The following is a 23,944-nucleotide window of genomic DNA, read 5'->3' as shown; positions in this document are numbered from 1 at the left end:
GCTATATAGCATAGAAAATATATATTAATATAAGGGATAAGAATTGAGGTATAATCCTTAGTGTAAGTATAGTATACATAGGGGGAGAAAAAATGAAAAAGAAATTAGTATTAGTATTATGCTCAGCAATGATGGCTATGTCACTAGTAGCTTGTGGAGGTTCAGATAAGCCAGAAGAAAAACCGCAAGAAGCTACAAAACAAACTATGAAAGATGGAACTTATGAAGTAGACACTAAAGACGATAAAGATGGTGGAGCAAAAGTTTCAATAACAGTTAAAGATGGGAAAATAACTGAAGCTAAATATAACGAATTTACTAAAGAAGGTAATAAGAGGGAAAATAAAGAATATAATGCTCAAATGAAAGAAGTAGCTAAAACTAGTCCAGAAACTTTTGAAGTTGAATTTGAAAATCAAGTAGTATCAGCTCAAAATCATGAAATTGATGGAGTAACTGGAGCAACTGGTTCAACAGCTCAAGCTAAGCAATTATTCAAAAAAGCTATAGAAAATGCTGAAGCTGGTAAAACAGATAAAGAAACTATAGAAATAAAAAAATAATATAGATTGTTAAAGCAGATTTGTATATACAAATCTGCTTTTTTGTTTATGTAAAGAAAAATAAAAATATGAAATTTTGAAAATATTATTTAAAAAAGAGTACATAAAAAAAATTAGTTTAGGTTAAAATGTCAAATGTTGTGGTGTAAAGCTTTAATGTTAGAAAAATGCAAAAAATATATTCACAAACTTTCATAAGTTGTGATATAATTACAATAAATCGAAGAAAATAAAAGAAAAATGCAATTTTAAATATATTAAAATTTCAAAAAGGGGGCATACGAATGCAACGAGATTTTTCAATGAGTAATGATAAAGTAATAATAAATTTTACAACTAAATACTGCTCTAATTTTGAATCACTTTTAGAGAGTGAAGGATTTAGAAGAGTAGTAGATGCTTTTATAAAAAAAATAGAAAAGAAAAATACTTTGAGTTATAGATATTTAACAACAGCTTTAGAAACAAATGATGCTGTAGAACTTAGAAGAGATTTATTAAAAATATTTAAGTATTTAACTGTTCTTGATTTAAAAGATATTAAAGAGTTAAATAATAAATATGGAAATTTTTTAGAAGATAAAGATAAAGCAATTTTATTAATTGAAGAATTATATTTATTCTGGAGAAGACTTGAAAGATATACTTTAATACATGGTGGAAAAAAATCTTCAGGTTTAGCTGCTATGAGTTTTACTGAAGCAAATGATGGATTATCAAAGCTTATATTAAAGTTTTATAGAAAAATAGAAAAAAATATATTAGGAAAAGAGCCAAAAGTATTTAGACAAATACCAGCAGGTGGAAACTCATGTATCATGATAAATGAAGTTTTATGGCCAGTTCCAAATGGATATGAAAAATTAGAGAGAATACCATTTATAGATAGTATACTTTTAGAAACTCCATTTATAACATATCCTAAAAGAAATACAAGAACAGGAATGTTTTCAGAAATAGATGAAAACCCATTAAAATATACAAAATTAGATAGAGACCACTGGTATTGCTATCCTGCAAAGGTTGGGGAACTTTTAGCTTATGTTTATTTCCATAGAGATTTTATGGCACATGGAATAACTATGTCAAACCTTTTTGAAATGGCGAGAAAAGATGAATGTAGAGGTAAAAAACCAGATTTAATTTATATTTATGGAGCTAAAGACAGCGAAGGAGATGCCAAAACTGTATTCTATAATGATGAGAAAAATGACATTATGCTAGGATATGTTAATTACACAGAAGATGTAGATTATTTTGGATATTTAAAGAAAATGACATTAACTCTTCATAACTTAAAGATGATTAAAAATGGAAATTTACCAATACACGGAGCAATGGTTAATATAACATTAAAGAATGGAAAAACAGCAAATGTTGTAATAATGGGAGATAGTGGAGCAGGTAAATCAGAAAGTTTAGAAGCTCTTAGAACTTTAAGTGAAGACTATATTTCAGATATGACAATTCTTTTTGATGATATGGGAACTTTCAAATTAGAAGATGGAAAAATTAAAGGATACGGAACTGAAATAGGAGCATTTGTAAGGCTTGATGACCTAGATCAAGGATATGCATTTAAAGAAATAGATAGAAGTATATTTATGAATCCAGATAAAGTTAATGCAAGACTTGTTATGCCAGTTGCACCGTATAAAGAGATTATTAAAGGATATGAAGTAGATCTTTTCTACTATGCAAATAACTATACAAAAGTAGAAGAAGGGGAGCCTTCAATTGATTATTTTAATACTCCACAAGAAGCTATAAAAGTATTTAGAGCAGGAGCAAGAATGGCTAAAGGAACTACAAGTGAAAAAGGATTAGTTGAAAGTTATTTTGCAAATCCATTTGGACCAGCACAAAAAGAGAAAGAAACAGATATATTATTAGATAAGTACTTTAATGCAATGTTTAAAGGAAAAGTTAAAGTTGGTCAAATAAAAACTTGTTTAGGCGTAAAAGGACAAGAAAAAACAGGACCAAGAAAAGCTGCATTAGAATTATTTGAAGAAATTAAAAAATTATAATATATAAAAGAAAGACATCTTAAAAGAAATTTTAAGATGTTTTTTTATTAAAATTTATAATAAAAATATAAAATAATTAAATAAAATGATTTTAAATTATGAAAATAAAATTAAAAAAATAAATATATAATATTTAAAAATTCTATTTAATTTTTATTAAGAAATAATATTGTAATTTTATTGTCAAATAGTGAATTTATAAATATGATAACCTAAAATTAGAGGTGAATTAAATGATAAGAAATTCTTATATCATTTTTTTGGCTTTTTTTGTTTTCATTGTATTCTTAATATTTTTTATAATAATTCCAATTCGTTTGGTAAAGAAGGGAAAAAGGGAAAATAAAAAGAAATTTAAAATTTTAGGTTATATATTAGGATTTATTACATTTATATTTCTTATATCATATGTTTTATTTGAAGGATTTTATATTTATAAGATGGATACATATAAAACATTAAATAACGTTGGAAATTATAATTATGAAATTATATTAGGTGGAGGATTAAATGGTTATAAACCAGGATCTTTACTTCAAAAAAGATTAGATTTAGGCATTGATTATTTAGAAGAACATCCAAAAACAAAAGTTATAGTATCTGGCGGAAAAGGAGCAAATGAATTAATTCCAGAGTCAGAAGCAATGGAAAATTATCTTATTTCTAATGGAATATCTAAAGACAGAATAATTCAAGAAAATAAATCTAAAGATACTGCTCAAAATATAGAATTTTCTAAAAGAATTCTAGATAAATTAGGAGCAGGAAATGAAAAAATTCTTATAGTAACAAATGATTTTCATCTTTATAGAGCACAGCTTATAGCAGATACCTTAGGAATGAAAAATGCAGGAATAGCTTGCTGTAGCAATACTTCTCTTAGACTTGAGTATACAGCTCTTGCATACCCATCAACTATAAAATCATTATTAGAAGTAGAATTATATAAAAATCATAATAAAAATTATAAATAAGGTTTATAAAAAATCGATAGTAATTTACGATATAAGGTTATTAAACCTTTAATAATACGTATAAAAAAAATAAAAATGGAGAAATTATACGTAAAAATTCTTGAAAAAACTTTTTTATTAAAGTATTATGTAAATATAGGAAGAGTAATAAATAAAAATCCGAATTATACCTGTATAAGTTTCTAATATGGAGAAATGTTTCTACGGAGCACCTTAAAAAGCTCTACTATAGGTTAATATTGAATTTATAAAAAAGGAGATATGTTTTATGAATTATGATGTAATTATAGTTGGAGCAGGGCCAGGAGGAATTTTTACAGCTTTAGAGCTTAGAAGAAGAAATAAAGATAAAAAGATTTTACTTATAGAAGAAGGAAGAAGTATAGATAAGAGAAGTTGTCCAAAGATAAAAACTAATAAATGTGTAAGTTGTAAACCATACTGTCATATAACTACTGGTTTTTCTGGAGCTGGAGCTTTTTCAGATGGAAAACTTTCATTAAATTATGAAGTAGGAGGAGATTTACCAGAACTTATTGGAGGAAAACTAGTACAAGATTATATAGATTATACAGATAAAATATATTTAGAATTCGGTGCAGATGAAAGAGTTGAAGGAATTGATAATCCAGAAGCAGTAAAAGAAATAAGAAGAAAAGCAATAGAAGGAAATTTAAAACTTGTTGATTGCCCTATAAGACATTTAGGAACAGAAAAAGCTCAAGAGATATATTTAAAATTACAAAATTATCTTTTAGAAAATAATGTTCATATAGAATTTGATACAACAGTTAAAGATTTAATAATAGAAAGTGGACAAGTTAAGGGTGTTAAAGTTGTAGATTCAGCTAAGAAAGATAATGAAAGAGAAATATTTTCAAATTCTGTAGTTGTTGCAACAGGAAGAAAAGGTGCTGACTGGCTTAAAGATATGTGTGTTACTCATAATATAGAACATAGAGCTGGAACTGTAGACATTGGAGTTAGAGTTGAAGTAAGAAATGAGATAATGGAAAGTGTAAATAATGTTTTATATGAATCAAAACTTATTGGATATCCAGCACCTTTTAAAGATAAGGTTAGAACTTTCTGTCAAAATCCAGGTGGATTTGTATCTCAAGAAAATTATGATAATAACTTAGCAATTGTTAATGGACATTCTTACAAAGAATTAAAATCTCAAAATACAAACCTTGCAATATTAAGTTCACATAATTTTGAGGAACCTTTTAATAAACCAATTGAATATGGTAAGAAAGTTGCAGAGCTTGTTAATATGCTTGGAAATGGAAGTATTTTAGTTCAAAGATATGGCGATATTTTAAGCGGAAAAAGAACTTGGCAAAAAGAATTAGATAGATCAAATGTAAGATATACACTTCCAGACGCAGTAGCAGGAGATTTAACTTCAGCTATACCTTATAGAACAATGACTAATATAATTAATTTTATAGAAGCAATGAATAAAGTTGTTCCAGGTTTTGCAAGTGACGAAACTTTACTTTATGGACCAGAAATAAAATTTTACAGTAATAAAGTAATAATAGATAATAATTTTGAGACAAACATAAAAGGTCTTCACTGTTTAGGTGATTCAAGTGGATGGACAAGAGGGCTTATGATGGCATCAGCAATGGGTGTTATGATGGGAGAAAAATTAAGTAAATAATTATTAAAAGACATACTTTTTAGTATGTCTCTTTTTTTATCTTACATAAATGAAAGTATAATGTAATGAAGTTAAATATGAAGATTTAGTACTTTAACTTATAATTTAGTTATCAATTTAATTCTATTGAAATTACTCAATATAAATTAAGTTCAAGTAAGGAGTTATTATAAAAAGATTGAATTAAATTTAGAAATAAAAAGAATGTACAGGAAAATAAATATTGATAATATTAGAAAATAGGGGGGAAATAGATGAAAAAAACTATAAACATAATAATTATTATACTTATTCTATTAGTGGGATGTGGAATATTTGTAAGAGAAGTAATTTTTCCTATTAAAGATAAAAAAATAATAGAAAAATATGCAAAAGAATATAATGTTAAACCAGAACTTATTGCTTCTATTATACATTTTGAAACAGACTTTAATCAGATACCATATAATAAAGGAAAAGCTTGTGGGCTTATGAAATTAACTGCTAAAACAGGAGCAGAATTAGCAAAAGAAATTGGAGATAAAAATTTTAAGCCTGAAGAAATAGTTAATAATGATAAAAATATTCAGTTAGGAACATATTATCTATCAAAGAGTAATGGAAAAAGTTTAAGATATTTAGTTGGAAATTGGTCAATTAGAAATGGAGTAGAAAAAGATTCAAAAATTGATATGAAAGATTATGCAGAAAAATTCTATACTAAAAAAATAGAGAACAGAGAAAAAATATATAAAGTTTTATATTTTATGTTTTAAATTAAAAAGGCGAGTATTTTAAATACTTGCCTTTTTATTATATATATATCATTTAATTTATAAAAATAAAAAAGTACTATCTTTTTAGAAAGCACTTTCTTTATTTTTCTATTTATTTGTATAATCAAAATCGTCAGTATTTCCTAAAAAAGCTTTTCTTCTTCCATTGATTTTTTCCATTATTAAAGTATAAAGTGTAACACAAAAATCTAAAGAAAGATAAGTAACAACTATAATTGCAAGAAATCCTAAAACGTTAGATGTTATATCTCCTATAGATGATATTATAAAAGGATTTAACACTTTAACAAGGAAAACTGAAGCTAATCCCCAAGCTAATGAGAAGTGGAAGCATATACGTCCGTGAAGATTAAAAGGATCTTCAGTATAATCCCACCATTTTAAAGCGAAAAATTTTTCAAGGAAAAAGCTTGTTGCATATTCAACTACAGATGTTAGTACTGAAGTAAGAATAAATAACCATATGAAGTTTAAATGTACGTCTGAAAGACATGTAATTATTAGCAATGCGCAAAATCCATATATAGGACAAAAAGGTCCGTTTAAAAATCCTCTATTTATAAAAACTTTATGTTTAAAGTATTGATAAACTACTTCTGTACACCATCCTAAAAAAGAATAAATGAAGAATGCTAAAACTATAGTATTAATATCCATAAATTCCTCCTAATATATTTCTATACTATAATTATAAATTCTGAACCTTAAATAAAACTTAATAAAAAATAAAGAATAAATGTATTTAAAATAAAAAAATAAATACTTTTTAATAATGTCCAGTAAATTCATTTTTACCATTATTAAAAAGTATTATTCTAATTTTAAAATTATATTTATAAAGTAATGTTTCTATCAATGGGTTGATTTAAAGAAATAAATGTATCAGTTCTTTGAATTCCATCAATAGTATTAATTTTATGCATTAGAAGCTCTTGAAGATCACTTATATTCTTACAAATAACTTTTGCAAAAATGGAGTAAGCTCCAGTTGTTATGTGAAGTTCAACAACTTCCTTAATTTTTTGCATTTCATCAAAAACATAATTAAATGAAGAAGTTTTGTCTACGAAAATTCCAACAAAACAGCATACATCATATCCAAGTTTAGGTAAGTTTAGAATTATTCTAGTACCTTTTATTATCCCCATATCTTCCATTTTCTTCATACGTACATGAATTGTTCCACCACTAACGTGGCAAATTCTAGCTATTTCTAAGTATGGAGTTCTACAATCTTTAATAAGTAAATCTAATATTTGAAGATCTAGCTCGTCTAATTGTAAATTATTATTGTTAGCCATATTATCACCTCAATAATCTGATAAATATATAAATCGTATATTATTTTAACAAAAAAAATTAATTTAATAAAGTGAAGAATGTAAAATGTTCAAAAAATTTATTAAATATTATTATTTTGATAAAAATTTACAGTATAAGAAATCAAAAGGAATATATATGTAAAATAAATATAGAATGTATTGAAAAAATGTCCAATTTAAATTACTATATATAATATAAAGCGGTTTTAGGAGGGCATATTTTATATGGTGAGCATAATTACAACAGTAATAAGTTATATTGTACTTTTGGCAGTTTCAGTAGGACTAATATTTTTAGGAAAAATGTATGTATTTCCAAAAGTTAGAGTAAATAAATTTATTCCATTAGCAGTAGCTATTATATTACTTGTTATACAATTTACAGGAAAAGTTACAAATACTTGGATAGGAATAGTATTTACCATAATAATTTTAGTATCAGTTTTCTGGTTCCTAGATATATTACAAACAGGTGGGCCAAAAGCTAAAGAAAAGCAAATAAAAATGAAACCAAAAGCTAAGCCAAATAGAGTTAAGCATATGAAAGATAAAGGAAATCCAAAGGCGTAATAGCCTTTGGTTTTTTATTTAACATTTATTTATAACAGTAAATAATGTTTTATAAAGGTTTATTATTTATTTTAAAAAGATTGGTGAACTTAAGGCTATTTTATTTGTTTCTTCATAAACCTTTATTACATACCAAGTTTCTTTAATATTAGGGATATGATTATAGATATATTTTATTTTCTTTAAGCCTATATTTTGAATTTGATGAACTACAACACCTTCATTTGAAATTATTTCAATTTTATTTATAGCATAGTTTTTATCTTCTATAACTATTGTAAAACGCAATTCTTCAAAATCATCTAATATTCCACCCATAAATGTATTGTTTATAAAAAATAATAATTTTAATGTTTTTGATTCAGTAGAGTAGGTGTGGCGTGATCTTATATTTTGTATAAGATTTTCTTTTGAGCCTTTTGGGCTTATAATACATGTTAAATTTTCTGTGTCTCCAAAATTAAGTTTTGTTTCATTAATTCCATTTACACAGCCCAGTTTCCAACCTTTATCAAGAAGTTTAAAAAAATATTTTTCTCGTCTTAAATATCTTTCACTGTTTCCGCTAGTAACTTCTACACAGGAAATTATTTTATTTAAATTAAAATCATATTCCCTTAAGCAAATAGTTTTAAGAGGATTACTTATTATTATAAAAGCATTTGGATTATTAAGCATCCAAATCATAAGTACTAAAGGGTTAGATACATTTCCAATAAAATAATTTTTTGAATTAATAATATTTAAATCTCCTAAAAACTCTGATTTACCTTCAAATCCATAAAAAGAAGTAAAGCCTTCTCGTTTTTTATTGAATTTATGGCATTGCTCTAATCCAAAATTCCACTTATGTTCTTTATTTAGAAAAAAGCTACTGTGGTCAGCTAATATTAAAAAGTCTAAGTTGTTTCTATAAGCATAATTATAACAATCAATTGGAGAACCTTCACCAATTGAAAGAGAACTATGGCCATGGAATCCACCGTAGAAAAATTTACAATTACTTATAATGGAATCTGTTAAATTTTTATTTGAAACTTTACTTGGCATAATACCTCCATTTTTATTTCTATATATTTATATATAGTTCATAGCACTTTAAAATAATGACAATAAAAGCTAGAAATGATAAAATAAAATTATAAAAATAGAGAGGTGATTTTATGATTCTCAAATTTGAAAATAAAATTCCAAATGTAGATGAAGATACATATATTTCAGAAAGTACAGACATAATAGGAGATGTAAAGATAAATAAAGGCTGTAGTATATGGTTTGGAGCTAGATTAAGAGGCGATATGAATAAAATAACTATTTTAGAAAATTCAAATGTTCAAGAAAATGCTTCAATTCATGTAGATACTGATTTTGATGTGAAAATAGGAAAAAATGTAACTATTGGTCATGGAGCTATTGTTCATGGATGCCATATAGATGACAATGTTTTAATTGGAATGGGATCAATAATATTAAATGGAGCAAAAATAAGTAAAAATTCTATAGTTGGAGCAGGTGCATTAGTTACAGAAAATAAAGAATTTGAAGAGGGTGTTTTAATTATAGGAAGCCCAGCAAGAGCTGTTAGAAAACTTAGAGAAGATGAGATTGAAAGAATAAATGAATCCTCAAAACATTATTTAGAATTAAGCAAAAAATATAAATAGACAAACCATTAGGAGGAAAAATGATAGAAGTAGGAAAGTATAATAAATTAGTAGTAAGCAAAGAAAGAGATTTTGGATTCTTTTTAAAGGATGAAAGAGGAGAAGAAGTATTACTTCCAAAATCATTATTAGATGGAAACACTATAAATTTAGATGATGAAGTGGAGGTATTTGTTTACTTAGATTCAAGTGATAGAAGAGTAGCAACTATGAAAAAACCTATAATAACAGTAGGAGAGGTTGGATATTTAGAGGTTGTTTCACAAAGTTCTTTTGGAGCATTTTGTAACAATGGATTAGAAAAAGACCTTTTTGTTCCTATTAGAGAGCAGAGATTTAAGCTTTTAGATGGAAAGAAATATTTAATTCATGCATATATAGATAAAACTGGAAGAATAGCAGGAACAACTGAAGTTGATGGATATTTAGATGTAGCTGAAGAAGGAAGCTTTAAAGTTGATGATGTTGTTAGTTGTATAACTTATGCTAGAAGTGGTGGAGAAACTTTAAAAGTTGCTATAGATGGAAAGTATAGAGGTATAATTTTAGGTAATGAACATGATGAAGTTATATATCCAGGAGATACTGTAGAAGCTAGAGTTAAAAGAATATATGAAGATGGTGTTATAGGGCTTTCTACTAGAAAGAAAAGATTAGATGCAAGAGAAGAAATAAAAGAAAAAATACTTTCATATTTAAAGAAAAATAATGGCTTTATGGAATTTAATGATAAATCAAATCCAGAGGATATAAAAAGAGAATTTAAAACAAGTAAAAACTACTTTAAAATGGCTCTTGGTGGACTTATGAAAGAAGGAAGAATAGAGCAAGGACCAGAAGGAACAAAATTAATTAAATAAAATAATTTAAAATAGCTGTTTCAAAAATAAATAATTGAAGCAGCTATTTTTAAAGAGAATTATGGAGGAATATTATGGAGATAGGTAGAGTTAGAAACGGAACTATAGGTAGAGAAAAAAATAAGATTTCAAATAAAAAAGATTTTTCACAAAGTTTTAATCAAGCAAGAGATAGAAAATCTGGAGAACAGCTAAAAAAAATGATTAGTGATATAAAGAAAAAAGGAAATAGATTAGTTATAACAAAAACTTATGCAGATGTTAGAGTTTATAAAAGAATGATAAAAGAATATTTAGAATCAGTTTTACAATATATGTATGAAAACAAGAAAGATATAAGCTTTTGGCAAACTCAATATTTTATAACTGTAGAAACTATTGATAATAAATTAGAAGAGCTTACAAACAATCTTTTAGACAATGAAATGGAAAATATAAATATTGCATCTACTATAGATGAAATTCAAGGTCTTGTCGTTGATATATATAGATAAAAACTTATAATTAAAAAAGCATTAAGGACAAGCTATTAATAAATAGTTTTTAATGCTAATATTAATAAATTTAATTTATTTAATTAAATAGAAGAAATTTTCATAGTATTTTAGGAATTTAAAATTTATATAAAATATTATCAAAATTGGTATAAAAGAAATAAATTATATAACAGGGGACTAGCATAAAATATATAAAAAAAAGGTAAAATATAATAAAAGGTTGACTAAAAATATAAAAAGGATTAAAATTAATAAAAAAGATATACCCCTAAGGGGTATGGTAGGAGGAGATTAATATGACAATGCATATAAATGATACAAATTTTAATAAAGAAGTTTTAGAAGAAAAAGGAATAGTTTTAGTAGATTTCTTTGCTACATGGTGTGGTCCTTGTAAAATGTTAGCTCCAATTTTAGAAGAGTTAGATGGAGAATTAAAAGATGTTAAAATAGTTAAAGTTGATGTTGATGAAAGTCCGGAAGTATCAACTAAATATGGAATTCAAAGCATACCAACAATGAAATTATTTAAAGATGGGCAAGATATGCAAACATTAGTAGGATTTTTACCAAAAGATCAAATTATTTCAATGATAGATAGCAATAGATAATTAAAGGATATGATATAAATGGAAAGATATGATATTGCAATTATAGGAAGTGGTCCTGCTGGAATATCTGCTGCTTTAAATGCAAAAATAAGAAATAAATCCTTCATTATATTTGGAAGCAAACAAATAAGCAATAAATTAGCTTTAGCACCACATATAAATAATTACTTAGGTTTTAGTGCAATAAAAGGAAAAGATTTACTTAAAAATTTCCAAAATCATATGAAAGAAATGGATATAGAAATAGTTGAAGAGAGAATAAACAATGTTTATTCAATGGGAGATTATTTTACTTTGATGGTTAATCAAAAAATGTATGAAGCTAGAACAGTTATACTAGCAACAGGTATAGAATATACTAAACCTTTAGAAGGAGAAGAAAAATTCTTAGGTAAAGGCGTAGGATATTGTGCTACTTGTGATGCACCTCTTTATAGAGGAAAAGAAGTTACTATAGTTTCATATTCTAAAGAAGGTGAAGAGGAAGCAAACTATGTAAGTGAGCTTGCTAATAACGTAAACTACATTCCTATGTATAGAGGAGAGTTTAAATTAAATGATAGTATAAACCTTATAGAAGATAAACCAAAGGAAATTTGTGGTGAAACAAAAGTTGAAAAGGTAGTATTAAAATCAGGAAATGAATTAAAAGCTGATGGAGTGTTTTTATTAAAAAATGCAGTTCCACCTACTCAACTTGTACCAGGATTAGAAATAGAAGATGGTCATATAAAAGTAGATAGATTAATGAGAACAAATATAAAAGGATGTTTTGCTGCAGGAGATTGTGTAGGGAAACCATATCAATATATTAAATCTGCTGGTGAAGGAAATATAGCTGCTTTAAGTGCAGTAAATTATTTAGCTGAAAAAGATTTCTAAAAAATGTGTCAGAAATTTCTGGCACTTTTTTTATTGACAAGTGTATAATAGAGAGTATAATAAAAGCTACAATGTACAAAGGAGAGGAAAAAAATGACAGATCACAGAGAAATAATAATAAATAAGATAGTTAAAGTATCTAATAAAAAAAGAGCTGAACTTTCAGATTTAAATTTTCAACAATTAAAAGCACTACTAGATAAATTAAACCCAGAAGCATAAAGGATATAATAATGAAAGAAGAGAAGTATTAAAAGGAGTATTTACTGGAATTAGTAATACTCCTTTTAATTTATGAAAATAAAAAGAGCTGCTAAAAATAACAACTCTTTTTTAAAATTATTTTCTTTTTTTTGTAGCTACTTCTATATTAACTCTTCTACCATTTAATTTAATACCAGAACATTTATCAATAACTTTTTTATGAATATCTTTTTCAACAGATACAAATGAGAAGTTTTCAAGTATATCTATTTTATTAACTTTAGATCCTTTAACTCTAGCTCTATCAGCTATAAAGTTTATTAATAGCTTTTTAGTAAGGTTATCTCTTTTACCTATTGAGAAGAATAATCTTATATCACCATCTTCAGCAGAAGCTGATTTTAATGAATCATTAGTATATTCAAATGACATTTCTTTATCAAATTCCATTTTTAATAAAGCAGAAATTGCTTCAACTGGTTCAAAATTATCTAAAATATTTATAGCAAGTGGTAAGTATTTTTTATAATCCTTTTTGTTTAATGTTTCTTGGATTTGGAAGAACTTATCATCAAGCTTTTTATTAAGGATTTCTTTAACAGTTGGTAATTCACCTTTTATTATTTCAGCTTTAGTAACTCTTTTTATATCTCTAAGCATTGAATTTTCTCTTGGAGTAACAAATGAGTAAGCAGTTCCTTCTCTGTTAGCTCTACCTGTTCTACCAATTCTATGAACATATGATTCAACATCTTGAGTAAGGTCATAGTTTATAACGTGTGTAACACCATCTACGTCAATTCCTCTAGCAGCAACATCAGTTGCAACTAAGAAGTTTAATGCACCTTCTTTAAATCTCTTTAATGTTTTAGTTCTATGCATTTGTGACATATCTCCATGCATACCTTCAACAACATAATTTTTTTCTTGCATGTTTTGAACTAGTTCATCGACACCTCTTTTAGTTTTACAGAATATGATTGCTATTTCTGGTGAATCAAAATCTAAAACTCTACAAAGTGCTTCAAATTTATTTTTATGATTTACAAAGAAAGCAACTTGCTTTATTTTTGAAACTGTCATAGCAACTTTCTTTATTTCAACATGCTTTGAATCTTTTTTCATGTATTTATTAGCAAGCTTCTTTATTTGTGGTGGCATTGTAGCAGAGAAAAGAAGTGTTTGTCTTTCCTCAGGAAGTTCTTTTATAACACTTTCAATATCATCAATGAATCCCATATTTAACATTTCATCAGCTTCATCTAATACTAAAAATTGTACTTTATCAAGATGAAGTACACGTCTTTTTATAAGATCAAGAACTCTACCAGGGGTTCCTACTACTATATCAACATGGCTCTTAAGAGCTCTTATTTGTTTTTGGATTGAATCTCCACCATATACAGGAAGAACATTAACTTTTTCATATTTAGAAAGTTTTTTTAGTTCTTCAAAAACTTGTATAGCAAGTTCTCTTGTTGGTGTAAGAATTATAGATGCGATTCCATTAGTTTTTTCTAAGTTGTTTAATATAGATAATCCAAATGCTGCTGTTTTACCAGTACCAGTTTGCGCTTGACCTATAAGATCAAAACCTTCAGAAGCTAATGGTATTGATTTAGCTTGGATTTGTGATGGCTCTTCATATCCTAAATCATTAATAGCTTGCAATAATGATTGTTTAAGGCCTAAATTTTCAAATTTTAAATTTTCCATGTAAATTTCCCTTCGTTTATATGTATTTTATATAAAATTATTAATATCAAAATTATTAATCTTTTTTTTCTCAACTTATTAAGTATATCTTATATAAGTGTAGATTGTAAAGGAAGCAAATGAAAATAAAATTTTCCAAAACATTAAAAGCCTTAAAAATACATAGTTAGGAAGAAGATTTAAATTTTATTACAAATAAAAAATAAATTATATTAGTTGACGAAAAAGATTAAAATTTGTATTCTTATAGAAGACAATTTTGTATGAAAAGGACAGGTGAGGTATGGTGATCGTTGTTGGCGGTATGATTGGTCTTGGAAAAAGTTCAGTAGCGAAGATTTTAGGAGAACATTTTAATTCAGATGTATTCTATGAAAGTGTAGATGATAATCCTATATTACCTTTATTTTATTCTGAAACAGAAGAAGAGATACAAAAAAATAGATACCCATTTTTATTACAATTATATTTTTTAAATACTAGATTTAAAAGTATAAAAGAAGCCTTAGTTGAAGATAATAATGTTTTAGATAGATCTATATATGAAGATTGGTATTTTGCAAAGAAAAATATGGAGCTTAACAGAATATCTGAATTGGAAATGAAAATTTATGAAGACCTATTAAATAATATGATGGAAGAATTAAAAGAGCTTCCTAAAAAGGCACCAGATATAATGATATATTTAAAAGGATCTTTCCAAACAGTTTTAAATAGAATAAAACTTAGAGGAAGAGAATTTGAATTAAATGAAGATTTAAAAGAATATTATGAGTTTTTATGGAAAGATTATGATGATTGGGTTATGAATTATTATAATGCATCAGAAGTTTTAATAATTGATATGGATAAAATGGATGTCGTTAATAATGATGAAGATAAAAAAGAACTTATAAGATTAGTAGAAGAAAAATTAAATGAAGTAAGATAAATTAAAAAGCTATTTCTATTTATAAAGAAATAGCTTTTTAATATATATGAAAATTCAATAGTTTATGAGATATGAACTGTAAAATCTGTTACTATGAAGTGATAAGGCAATAGACAATTTTCACAATATAATAAATATTTCCTTAAATAAAAATAAATGGTAAAATAATGTTGAGGGGAGAGTTTATGAAAAATAAAATTATAATAGGAGTATTAATAGCATTAGGATTAGTTATTTCATTTAAAATTGTAGATGCAGGGGGAAATGAAGAATCAAAAGCAAAGCAAAGTGTTATAGATTATTTTGAAGCAGCAAAAAACAGTGATATACAAAAAATGCTACAGCTATCTAATGACTCTAGAGTAGAAAGTGATGAGGAACATAGAACTTTTTTAGAAGAAATCTTAAGTGAAGAAGGAAATTTAATAGAAGACTATAAAATATATAATGTAGAAGCTATTGGCGATAATGTTTTTAAATTTAGAGTTAGCTTTAAAGAGAGGAATAATAATGAGCATGAAGGACTTAATTTATTAGTTCTAAAAAATGATGGAAAATATATTATTCAATCAGGAGTTGATATTTAAAAAGATAGGAAAAATTTTTTCCTATCTTTTTTTATTGTCTAATTAAAAAACGATTTTCTATTTAATTATAAAAAAGAATTTGGTGATGCATCTGATGGCATTTTTAAATCTCCTCTAGGACTAAGAGAGATTGAACCAACTTTAGGTCCATCAGGAAGAGCACTTCTTTTAAATTGTTGTGAGAAGAATCTCCAAATAAACTTATCTAACCATTTTAAAATAGTCTCTTGGTCATAATCATCTTTAAAAGCTTCTTTAGCTAAGAAAAGTATTCTTTCTTTTGAAGAACCATTTTTCATAAAGTGATATAAGAAGAAATCATGAAGTTCATAAGGACCAACTATATCTTCTGTTTTTTGAACTATATTACCTTTAGAATCAGAAGGTAATAGCTCTGGACTTACTGGTGTATCTAAAATGTCTAGTAAAGTTTCAGATACTTTTTCTGTAGATTCATTTTCAGCTACATATCTAACAAGATATCTAACAAGAGTTTTTGGAATTGATGGGTTAACAGAATACATAGACATATGATCTCCATTATATGTACACCATCCAAGAGCAAGTTCTGAAAGGTCTCCAGTTCCAATTAAAAGTCCACCTTCTTTATTAGCTAAATCCATAAGAATTTGAGTTCTTTCTCTTGCTTGAACATTTTCATAAGTAACATCATGAATATCTTTATCATGACCAATATCTTTAAAATGTAATAGAGCAGCTTCAACTATATTTATTTCTCTTAAATCACAACCAAGTTCTTTACAAAGAGTAAGTGCATTAGTATAAGTTCTATCTGTTGTTCCAAACCCTGGCATTGTTATAGTAATTATATTTTTCATAGGATATCCTAAAAGTTTAAATGTTTTACATATAACAAGAAGAGCTAAGGTTGAATCAAGTCCACCAGAAATTCCAACTACTGCTTTATTAAGTCCAGTATATTCTAATCTTTTTGCTAAGCTTGATGCTTGTATATTAAATATTTCCATACATCTTTCATTTCTCTCACGAATATTTGAAGGAACAAAAGGATGTTTATCTATATATCTATCAAAGTTTTTAATTTCTGTATTATCAAATTTAAATTTAATTATATTAGGTTTTACTTTAAGATATTTTATAGCATCTCTAAAGCTAAGATTTTTCATTCTTTCAGAATTTAATCTAAAAAGATCTATAATAGAATAAATAACTTCATTTTCACGATTAAATCTATTATTTTCTTTTAAAATAGAACCATTTTCTGAAATAAGTAAATGCCCACTAAAAAGAACATCAGTTGTAGATTCATGTACTCCAGCAGAAGAATAAATATAAGAGGACATACATCTAGCACTTTGATTAGAAATTAAATTTTTTCTGTAATTACTTTTAGATACTAATTCATTAGATGCAGATAAATTTCCTATTATATTGGCTCCCATAAGAGAAAGATATGAACTTGGAGGAATAGTCACCCAAAGATCTTCACATATTTCAAAAGAAAATTTAGCATTTCCAGCTGAGAAAATAAGATTTGTTCCAAAAGGAACATTTTCTTGGAAAGGTAAATCTATTATTTTATCAATAATGTTTAATCCTTCAGTAAACCAACGTTTTTCATAGAATTCACTGTAATTAGGTAAATATGACTTTGGCATAATACCTAAAACTTTTCCTTTAAATAAAACGTAAGCACAATTATATAAGGCATTACCTTCTAAAAGAGGTGCTCCAACTGCAATTAAAATATCTAAATCCTTAGTTTTTTCTAATAAATTTTCTATTCCAGAATAAGCTTTATTTATAAGTGTGCTTTGAAGAAAAAGGTCAGCACAAGTATAAGATGTAATACAAAGCTCAGGAAAAACTATAAATTTAGAATTATTATTAACAGCATCGTTAATACAGCTTAATATATTAGTAAGATTATAATCTATGTCGCAAACTCTAGTTTTAGGGCATGCTGAACTAACTTTTATAAAATCCATTTTTAAAATCATCTCCTAAATCAAGATATACTTTTTATTTAGTATTCCCATTATATATAACAATAATAAAATGAAAATATTAGAAAATCAATGAAAAGAGAAGATTGGGTAAGAGAAATTATTTTAAATGGTATCTAATATTATTTAAGGGGGTTTTTAATAAATTGATAAATAACAAATAAAGGAATATAATGAAATTAAGAAAAATATAAAGAGAAAGGAGAGTTAAAAGATGATAATTTGGATAATTATTGGAGTAATCGCACTTGCAATAGACATCTTTACAAGCGCATTTTTATTCTGTTGGTTTGCAGCAGGGGCTTTAGCGGCATTAATTTGTAATTTACTTGGAATGAGCTTAGGAGTACAAGTGTTAGTATTCTTTATAGTCAGTGCAGTATTAGCAATAATCTGTTATCCAATTGTAAAAAGAAAAATAAAGGAAAGTACAATACCTTTTAAAACCATGGAAGAAAACTATATAGGCAAAACGTACTTTGCAGAAGAAGAAATAAATAAAAATTCAGAAGGGCGTATAAAAATTTCTGGCACTTATTGGACAGGAATAAATACTGGGGGAAAAATAAACAAAGGTGAAGAATTTATAGTAACAGGTATAAAAGGAAGTAAATTAGAAATTAAGAAAAAATAATATTTTAGGGGAGTGAATATTAATGTTAGGATTAATAGTACCAATAGTTATTGCTCTTATTATTTTGGTAGCAGTATTATCATCAATAAAAATAGTAAATACAGGTTATCTTTATGTAGTAGAAAGATTTGGACAATTTCATAGAGTTTTAGAACCAGGATGGCATTTTACAATACCTTTTGCAGATTTTGTTAGAAAAAAAGTTTCTACAAAACAACAAATTTTAGATGTACAACCTCAAACAGTTATTACAAAAGATAATGTTAAGATTTCAGTAGATAATGTTATATTCTATAAATTATTAAATGCAAAAGATGCAGTATATAATATAGAAGATTTTAAAGCAGGTATAGTATATTCAGCTACAACAAATATAAGAAATTTAATTGGTAATATGACTTTAGATGAAGTTCTTTCAGGAAGAGATAAAATAAACCAAGATCTTTTAACAATAATAGATGAAATAACAGATGCATATGGAATAAAAATACTTTCTGTAGAAATAAAAAATATAATTCCACCAGCAGAAATTCAGCAATCAATGGAAAAACAAATGAAAGCAGAAAGGGATAAGAGAGCTATGATTCTTCAAGCTGAAGGACAAAGACAATCTCAAATTGAAAAAGCAGAAGGGGAAAAGAGAGCTAGAATTTTAGAAGCTGAAGCTCAAAAAGAAGCTCAAATTAGAAGAGCAGAAGGTTTAAGAGAATCACAACTTTTAGAAGCAGAAGGTAAAGCAAAAGCAATTGAAGCAATAGCAGAAGCAGAATCAGAAGCTATAAGAAAAGTAAACCAAGCTATTATAGAATCTGGAACAGATGAAAGAGTAATTGCATTAAAACAAGTTGAAGCTTTAAAAGAAATGGCTAATGGACCAGCTAATAAGCTTATTTTACCAACAGAAACTGTTTCATCATTAGGAAGTATAGCTGCAATTGCAGACCTTTTAAAAGAAAATAAAGCTGATTGTAAAAAATAAATACGATAAAATTTAAAATAATAAAAAGACTTTTTCAGAAAAAGAAAAAGTCTTTTTTATTTGTTGAAAAAGGGAAAATTATAATTATGGCGAATAGAGAGATTAAGGTTTAATAAATGGAGAAATGAGTATGAGAAAAATATTAATAATTGAAGATAATAAAGGAATAAATAATGGGATATGTTTTAATTTAGAATTAGAAAATTTTAAGGTTTTTCAAAGTTTTAATTTAAAAGCTGGAGAAGAAATATTAAATAAAGAAAATATAGATTTAATAATTTTAGATGTAAATCTGCCTGATGGAAATGGATTTGATTTTTGTAAAAAAATTAGAGAGAAAAGTAATGTTCCAATAATATTTTTAACTGCAAATAATTTAGAAGTTGACCAAGTTATAGGCTTTAAAATTGGTGGAGATGATTATATAACTAAGCCTTTTAGTATAATGCTTTTAGTTGAAAGAATAAAAGCAATTTTTAGAAGAAGAGTAGAAGATAAAAAGGATGAAATGTTAAGGAGTGGAAAGTTTTCATTAGATTTAAGAAATCTTTCATTTTATAAAGAAGATATTGAAATACCTCTTTCACAAATTGAATTTAAGATAATGAAGAAATTTATGGAATCCGAAAAAAAGAATCTAAAAAGAGATGAACTTTTAAAAGAGTTATGGAATGATGATTTAGGATTTGTAGAAGAACATACATTAACAGTTAATATAAATAGATTAAGAGGGAAAATAGAAAAGGATAAAAAGAATCCTAAGCATATAAAAACTGTATATAAAGTTGGATATGTATGGGTTGGTGAAGAAGATGAGTAGAGAATTTATTATCTTTATTATAGGAGTTATATTAATAGGTTTTAATATTATTTTTTATATTAAAATAAGAAAAGAAATATGTTTATTTACTGATAGGATGGGATTTGTTTTAGATAAAGTACTAGAAGAAGAATATGTTGATTTTAATTTAAATGAAGAAACTGTTCTATCTAAATTAGAAAGTAAAATTAAGTTATTACAAGATTCAGTAAATTTAAAAAATGATGAAATAAAAAAAGAAAGAGATAATGTACAGAAATTAATAGGGGATATATCTCATCAAATAAAAACTCCATTAGCTAATATGAAACTTTATACAGAAACAGTTCTTTATAGAGATTTAGAAAAAGATAAGAGAGATGAATTTTTAAGACGAGCTATTGATAATATTGAAAAATTAGATTGGCTTATGGATTCACTTGTAAAGTCATCAAGACTTGAAAATGGAATTATAGAAATAAAAAAAGAGGAGGTTAATTTAAAAGAGATATTAGAAAAAGCTTTAAAAGACGTAGATAGCTTTAGAAAGTCAAAAAATATAAATATAAATTTAGAATGTAGTGAAAATATAAAGGTTTATGGTGATAATAAATGGCTTGTGGAGGGGATTTTTAATATATTAGACAATGGAATAAAATATAGTGAAAATAATAAAAGTATAGAAATTAAAGTTATAAAAAATGAAATATTTACTGAGATAATTATAAAAGATGAAGGAAGAGGAATAGAATCAAAAAATATAAATAATATTTTTAAAAGATTTTACAGAGAAGAAGAAGTTTATAACATAAGCGGAGTTGGAATTGGACTGTATCTTTCAAGAGAAATTATTGAAAAGGTTAATGGATTTATAAAAGTCCAATCAGTAAAAGGAAAAGGTTCTACTTTTTCAATTTTCCTTTTAAATTCTTTAAATATAACAAAACTGTGATAAAAAAAGAGATGAATATAACAGTTCTGTGAGTCCTTTTATAAAAAAGGACTGTAAAATTAAAGTATAGAAAGAATTTATGAGGAGTTGTTAAAATGATATTAAAAGTAAATGGGTTAAAAAAATATTATGGAAAAGATGAAAGTTTAGTAAAAGCTTTAGATAATGTAAATTTAGAAGTTAATAAAGGAGAATTTTTAGCAATAGTAGGAACTTCAGGTTCAGGAAAAAGTACTCTTTTAAATCTTATAGGAGGATTAGATAAAGAAACAGATGGAGAAGTTATAATAGAAGGAAAAAATATTTCTAAAATGGAAGATAACAAAAAAACTATTTTTAGAAGAAGAAATATTGGATTTATTTTTCAAAGTTATAACCTAATTCAAATATTGAATGTATATGAAAATATAGTTTTACCTTTAGAATTAGATGGAGAAAGAATAGATGAAAATTATATAAACTTGATTTTAGATACATTAGGGCTTAAAGATAAGAAAGATAGATTACCAGATAGTCTTTCAGGGGGACAAAGACAGAGAGTTGCTATAGGAAGAGCTTTAGCATCAAAGCCTTCTATAATTCTTGCTGATGAACCAACAGGAAATTTAGATAGTAAGACAGAAAATGAAGTTTTAGGACTTTTAAAATTAACTAGTAAGAAATTTTCTCAAACTATAATAATGATTACTCATAATGAAAAGATTGCTCAAATGGCAGATAGAGTTATAAGAATTGAAGATGGAAAAATAGTTGGAGGAAATTAAAATGCTTTTAAATAATAATAATGGAATTAAAGTATTAACTAAAAAAATAATGAATAGTGATAAAAAAAGAAATTTATATACTGTAATATCTATAGCATTAACAAGTATATTACTTTCTATTGTAAGTTATATAGGAGTAGTTTTTTATGAAGGAAGTAAAGCATTAATAAAAGTTGATAAAGCTAGGAGCTTTTCAATATTAGAAATGTATAGTTTTGCATTTTTAATTTTTATAGTAATGTTTAGTGGATACCTTATAATTTATAATATTTTTTATATTTCTATAGTTAAAGATATTAGATTTTATGGACAATTAAAAACTATAGGTTGTACAAAAAAGCAAATAGAAAAAATTATAAGTTTTATAGTTATAAAGATTTCTTTAATTGGTATTCCTATAGGAGTTATATTAGGACTTGTGTTAGGAAGATTAATTGGAAATATGATATTAAAAGAAACGATAATAGGTGAATATATAAATTTAAATAATTACTTAATTCCAGCTATTATATCAATTTTATTTACTTATTTAACTCTTTATAGGAGTATTAAAAAACCAGTTAAATTAGCTTCAGAAATATCTCCAATAGAAGCAATAAAATATAATTCAACAGATATAATATCTTTTAATAATAAAAAGAAAACTAGAAAAGGAACTAAAGGCGGAAAAATAAAAAATATGGCATATGCCAACATAGTTAAAAATAAAAAAAAGGTAGCATTGTCTGTTGTTTCAATAGCATTAAGTTCAACATTATTTATTTTTGCTTTAGTTTCAGGCCTGGGATTAGATGTTGATGAGCATAGCAAAAGATATAATATTGGAGATGTAAGTGTAAGTGCTGAATTATCTACATTAGAAAACAAAATAGATGAAGAAAAAATAAAAGAGATAGAAAATTTAAACGGAGTTAAACAAGTTGAAAGTGTATATGAAGGAACTGAAATGAAATCAGGGATGCCTTTTAGTACTTATCCTACTTTAAAATTATCAGAAGAAGCTATAAAGGAATTTGAAAATTATATAGAATCATATGATATGAGAAAAGATATTAAGAATAAAGCTATAGAAGCTTCAGTTAAAGGATTTAATGAAGAAGAAATAGAAAAACAACTTAAAAGAGTAAAAATAGTAGACGGTAAATTTGATAAAGAAAAATTTAAAAGTGGACAATATCTTATATTAAATAGAGGAATGTCAGAGGTTACAAATGGATTAAAAGCAGGAGATAAAATAACTATTGAAATTAATAATAAAAAAGAAGAATTTGAAATAATGACAATAATAAAAGATTATGATGAAAATTATATAAAAACTAATTTTGGAATATTAACTTTAGAAAAAGAAAGAGTAAAAGAAATTTTTAAAGATAAGGCCGTAATATCAAGTATAGATATATTTACAGATAAAACTAAAATAAGAAGTGTTGAAGAAGAAGTGAAAAGTATATTAAATAGGCAAGATTTAAATATAAAAAGCAAGGAAAGCTTTAAAGATGGAGTAAGTTCATTAAAAACAGGTATAATAAGTGGAGTTTCAATAGGTGCTTTAATATTTGGTGTAATAGCTATACTTAATATACTAAATATAATAACAAGTGATTTATTAACTAGAAAAAGAGAATTTGCTATGCTTGAAGCAATTGGAATGCAATTTAAAAATCAAAAGAAACTTTTAACATATGAAGGAGCATATTATGTATTATTTAGTTTTATTCTTATAATTCCTTTAGGATTAATAGCTTCATTAATAGCACCTAAATTTATTCCTATTTATGGAGGATTTAATTTATTAGCATATTTGATTTCAGTTTTAATAGTCATTTTTATAATAATTCTTTTAACTATGGTACTACCTAGAATCTTATTAAAAGGAATTAAAGATAAAGAATCTGTAGTTGAAAGATTGAAAGAGGAATAAAAATACTAAAATTTCATTTGTGTTAAATAAGAGAGAGGAAATATACAATTA

Annotated in this window: 25 protein-coding genes and 1 riboswitch; of the genes, 20 read left to right on the top strand and 5 right to left on the bottom strand. The window is 25.6% G+C overall.

The annotated features are described in order from the left end of the window. Positions 1–92 precede the first annotated feature (92 nt). The 5 genes from HMPREF1092_RS08160 (at position 93) to HMPREF1092_RS08140 (ending at position 5,991) form a co-directional block, all read left to right on the top strand. Positions 93–563, top strand: coding sequence for an FMN-binding protein (locus tag HMPREF1092_RS08160; RefSeq protein ID WP_002598183.1), 471 nt, complete (start codon positions 93–95; stop codon positions 561–563). A gap of 284 nt (positions 564–847) precedes the next feature. After that, complete coding sequence (locus HMPREF1092_RS08155; RefSeq protein WP_002598182.1) at positions 848–2,593, top strand: phosphoenolpyruvate carboxykinase (ATP); 1,746 nt, start codon at positions 848–850, stop codon at positions 2,591–2,593. A gap of 260 nt (positions 2,594–2,853) precedes the next feature. Further along, positions 2,854–3,567, top strand: coding sequence for a YdcF family protein (locus HMPREF1092_RS08150; RefSeq protein WP_242830403.1), 714 nt, complete (start codon positions 2,854–2,856; stop codon positions 3,565–3,567). 150 nt (positions 3,568–3,717) lie between these two features. After that, positions 3,718–3,816: riboswitch (purine riboswitch) on the top strand. A 19-nt stretch (positions 3,817–3,835) separates the two neighbouring features. Next, entirely contained in the window at positions 3,836–5,236 is a 1,401-nt protein-coding gene (locus tag HMPREF1092_RS08145; protein WP_002598180.1) for an NAD(P)/FAD-dependent oxidoreductase, read from the top strand. A gap of 254 nt (positions 5,237–5,490) precedes the next feature. Then, on the top strand, positions 5,491–5,991 hold the full coding sequence (locus HMPREF1092_RS08140; RefSeq protein ID WP_002598179.1) for a transglycosylase SLT domain-containing protein: 501 nt from the start codon (positions 5,491–5,493) through the stop codon (positions 5,989–5,991). Between the two features lie 108 nt (positions 5,992–6,099). On the opposite strand, the gene HMPREF1092_RS08135 is transcribed toward HMPREF1092_RS08140, so the two are convergent. Together HMPREF1092_RS08135 and HMPREF1092_RS08130 are read right to left on the bottom strand one after the other, a co-directional pair. Then, on the bottom strand, positions 6,100–6,669 hold the full coding sequence (locus tag HMPREF1092_RS08135) for a putative ABC transporter permease (protein ID WP_002598178.1): 570 nt from the start codon (positions 6,667–6,669) through the stop codon (positions 6,100–6,102). Between the two features lie 176 nt (positions 6,670–6,845). Then, positions 6,846–7,313 carry an Lrp/AsnC ligand binding domain-containing protein gene (locus HMPREF1092_RS08130; RefSeq protein WP_002598177.1) on the bottom strand — a complete coding sequence of 156 codons (468 nt, stop codon included), beginning with the start codon at positions 7,311–7,313 and terminating at the stop codon, positions 6,846–6,848. A gap of 246 nt (positions 7,314–7,559) precedes the next feature. Here HMPREF1092_RS08130 and HMPREF1092_RS08125 point away from each other — a divergent pair, with 246 nt between their 5' ends. Beyond that, on the top strand, positions 7,560–7,904 hold the full coding sequence (locus tag HMPREF1092_RS08125) for a hypothetical protein (protein ID WP_002598176.1): 345 nt from the start codon (positions 7,560–7,562) through the stop codon (positions 7,902–7,904). A 66-nt stretch (positions 7,905–7,970) separates the two neighbouring features. On the opposite strand, the gene HMPREF1092_RS08120 is transcribed toward HMPREF1092_RS08125, so the two are convergent. Beyond that, positions 7,971–8,954 carry a hypothetical protein gene (locus tag HMPREF1092_RS08120; RefSeq protein ID WP_002598175.1) on the bottom strand — a complete coding sequence of 328 codons (984 nt, stop codon included), beginning with the start codon at positions 8,952–8,954 and terminating at the stop codon, positions 7,971–7,973. 113 nt (positions 8,955–9,067) lie between these two features. Here HMPREF1092_RS08120 and HMPREF1092_RS08115 point away from each other — a divergent pair, with 113 nt between their 5' ends. From HMPREF1092_RS08115 to HMPREF1092_RS17670, 6 genes are all read left to right on the top strand, one after another. Next, entirely contained in the window at positions 9,068–9,568 is a 501-nt protein-coding gene (locus HMPREF1092_RS08115; RefSeq protein ID WP_002598174.1) for a gamma carbonic anhydrase family protein, read from the top strand. A 20-nt stretch (positions 9,569–9,588) separates the two neighbouring features. Further along, positions 9,589–10,428 (top strand): CvfB family protein, encoded by an 840-nt coding sequence (locus HMPREF1092_RS08110; protein ID WP_002598173.1) that lies wholly within the window; start codon positions 9,589–9,591, stop codon positions 10,426–10,428. A gap of 74 nt (positions 10,429–10,502) precedes the next feature. Further along, complete coding sequence (locus tag HMPREF1092_RS08105; protein WP_002598172.1) at positions 10,503–10,922, top strand: YaaR family protein; 420 nt, start codon at positions 10,503–10,505, stop codon at positions 10,920–10,922. Between the two features lie 299 nt (positions 10,923–11,221). Next, positions 11,222–11,536 (top strand): thioredoxin, encoded by a 315-nt coding sequence (gene trxA, locus HMPREF1092_RS08100; protein WP_002598171.1) that lies wholly within the window; start codon positions 11,222–11,224, stop codon positions 11,534–11,536. Positions 11,537–11,554: 18 nt separating this feature from the next. Further along, on the top strand, positions 11,555–12,418 hold the full coding sequence (locus HMPREF1092_RS08095) for an NAD(P)/FAD-dependent oxidoreductase (protein ID WP_002598170.1): 864 nt from the start codon (positions 11,555–11,557) through the stop codon (positions 12,416–12,418). A gap of 93 nt (positions 12,419–12,511) precedes the next feature. After that, positions 12,512–12,640, top strand: a complete 129-nt coding sequence (locus HMPREF1092_RS17670; protein ID WP_002598169.1) for a hypothetical protein — start codon at positions 12,512–12,514, stop codon at positions 12,638–12,640. Positions 12,641–12,757: 117 nt separating this feature from the next. Here HMPREF1092_RS17670 and HMPREF1092_RS08090 read toward each other — a convergent pair whose 3' ends face one another. After that, positions 12,758–14,338, bottom strand: a complete 1,581-nt coding sequence (locus HMPREF1092_RS08090; protein ID WP_002598168.1) for a DEAD/DEAH box helicase — start codon at positions 14,336–14,338, stop codon at positions 12,758–12,760. 283 nt (positions 14,339–14,621) lie between these two features. Between HMPREF1092_RS08090 and HMPREF1092_RS08085 the strand changes: the two genes are divergently transcribed. Further along, a complete protein-coding gene (locus HMPREF1092_RS08085; protein ID WP_002598167.1) occupies positions 14,622–15,269 on the top strand; it encodes a deoxynucleoside kinase in 648 nt (215 codons plus the stop codon). A 185-nt stretch (positions 15,270–15,454) separates the two neighbouring features. Next, positions 15,455–15,856, top strand: coding sequence for a DUF4878 domain-containing protein (locus tag HMPREF1092_RS08080; protein WP_002598166.1), 402 nt, complete (start codon positions 15,455–15,457; stop codon positions 15,854–15,856). Between the two features lie 65 nt (positions 15,857–15,921). Here HMPREF1092_RS08080 and HMPREF1092_RS08075 read toward each other — a convergent pair whose 3' ends face one another. Then, positions 15,922–17,826: an NAD(+) synthase gene (locus HMPREF1092_RS08075; RefSeq protein WP_002598165.1), complete on the bottom strand. Its 1,905-nt coding sequence runs from the start codon at positions 17,824–17,826 to the stop codon at positions 15,922–15,924. Between the two features lie 232 nt (positions 17,827–18,058). Between HMPREF1092_RS08075 and HMPREF1092_RS08070 the strand changes: the two genes are divergently transcribed. The 6 genes from HMPREF1092_RS08070 (at position 18,059) to HMPREF1092_RS08045 (ending at position 23,893) form a co-directional block, all read left to right on the top strand. Continuing rightward, entirely contained in the window at positions 18,059–18,478 is a 420-nt protein-coding gene (locus HMPREF1092_RS08070) for an NfeD family protein (RefSeq protein WP_002598164.1), read from the top strand. Between the two features lie 22 nt (positions 18,479–18,500). Then, entirely contained in the window at positions 18,501–19,457 is a 957-nt protein-coding gene (locus HMPREF1092_RS08065) for an SPFH domain-containing protein (RefSeq protein ID WP_002598163.1), read from the top strand. 130 nt (positions 19,458–19,587) lie between these two features. Then, on the top strand, positions 19,588–20,277 hold the full coding sequence (locus tag HMPREF1092_RS08060; protein WP_002598162.1) for a response regulator transcription factor: 690 nt from the start codon (positions 19,588–19,590) through the stop codon (positions 20,275–20,277). Continuing rightward, positions 20,270–21,208, top strand: a complete 939-nt coding sequence (locus HMPREF1092_RS08055; protein ID WP_040413656.1) for a sensor histidine kinase — start codon at positions 20,270–20,272, stop codon at positions 21,206–21,208. The genes HMPREF1092_RS08060 and HMPREF1092_RS08055 overlap by 8 nt, the downstream gene beginning before the upstream one ends. A 95-nt stretch (positions 21,209–21,303) precedes the next feature. After that, positions 21,304–21,972 carry an ABC transporter ATP-binding protein gene (locus HMPREF1092_RS08050; protein ID WP_002598160.1) on the top strand — a complete coding sequence of 223 codons (669 nt, stop codon included), beginning with the start codon at positions 21,304–21,306 and terminating at the stop codon, positions 21,970–21,972. A 1-nt stretch (position 21,973) separates the two neighbouring features. Further along, the gene (locus tag HMPREF1092_RS08045) at positions 21,974–23,893 is read left to right on the top strand and encodes an ABC transporter permease (RefSeq protein WP_002598159.1); all 1,920 of its coding nucleotides are present in this window, start codon (positions 21,974–21,976) and stop codon (positions 23,891–23,893) included. Positions 23,894–23,944: the final 51 nt, after the last annotated feature.

This window comes from Clostridium thermobutyricum, assembly GCF_000371465.1.
GTDB lineage: Bacteria > Bacillota > Clostridia > Clostridiales > Clostridiaceae > Clostridium > Clostridium thermobutyricum.
Note: the sequence above shows the minus strand (reverse complement) of the source record. Positions and strands in the feature narration are given on the sequence as shown.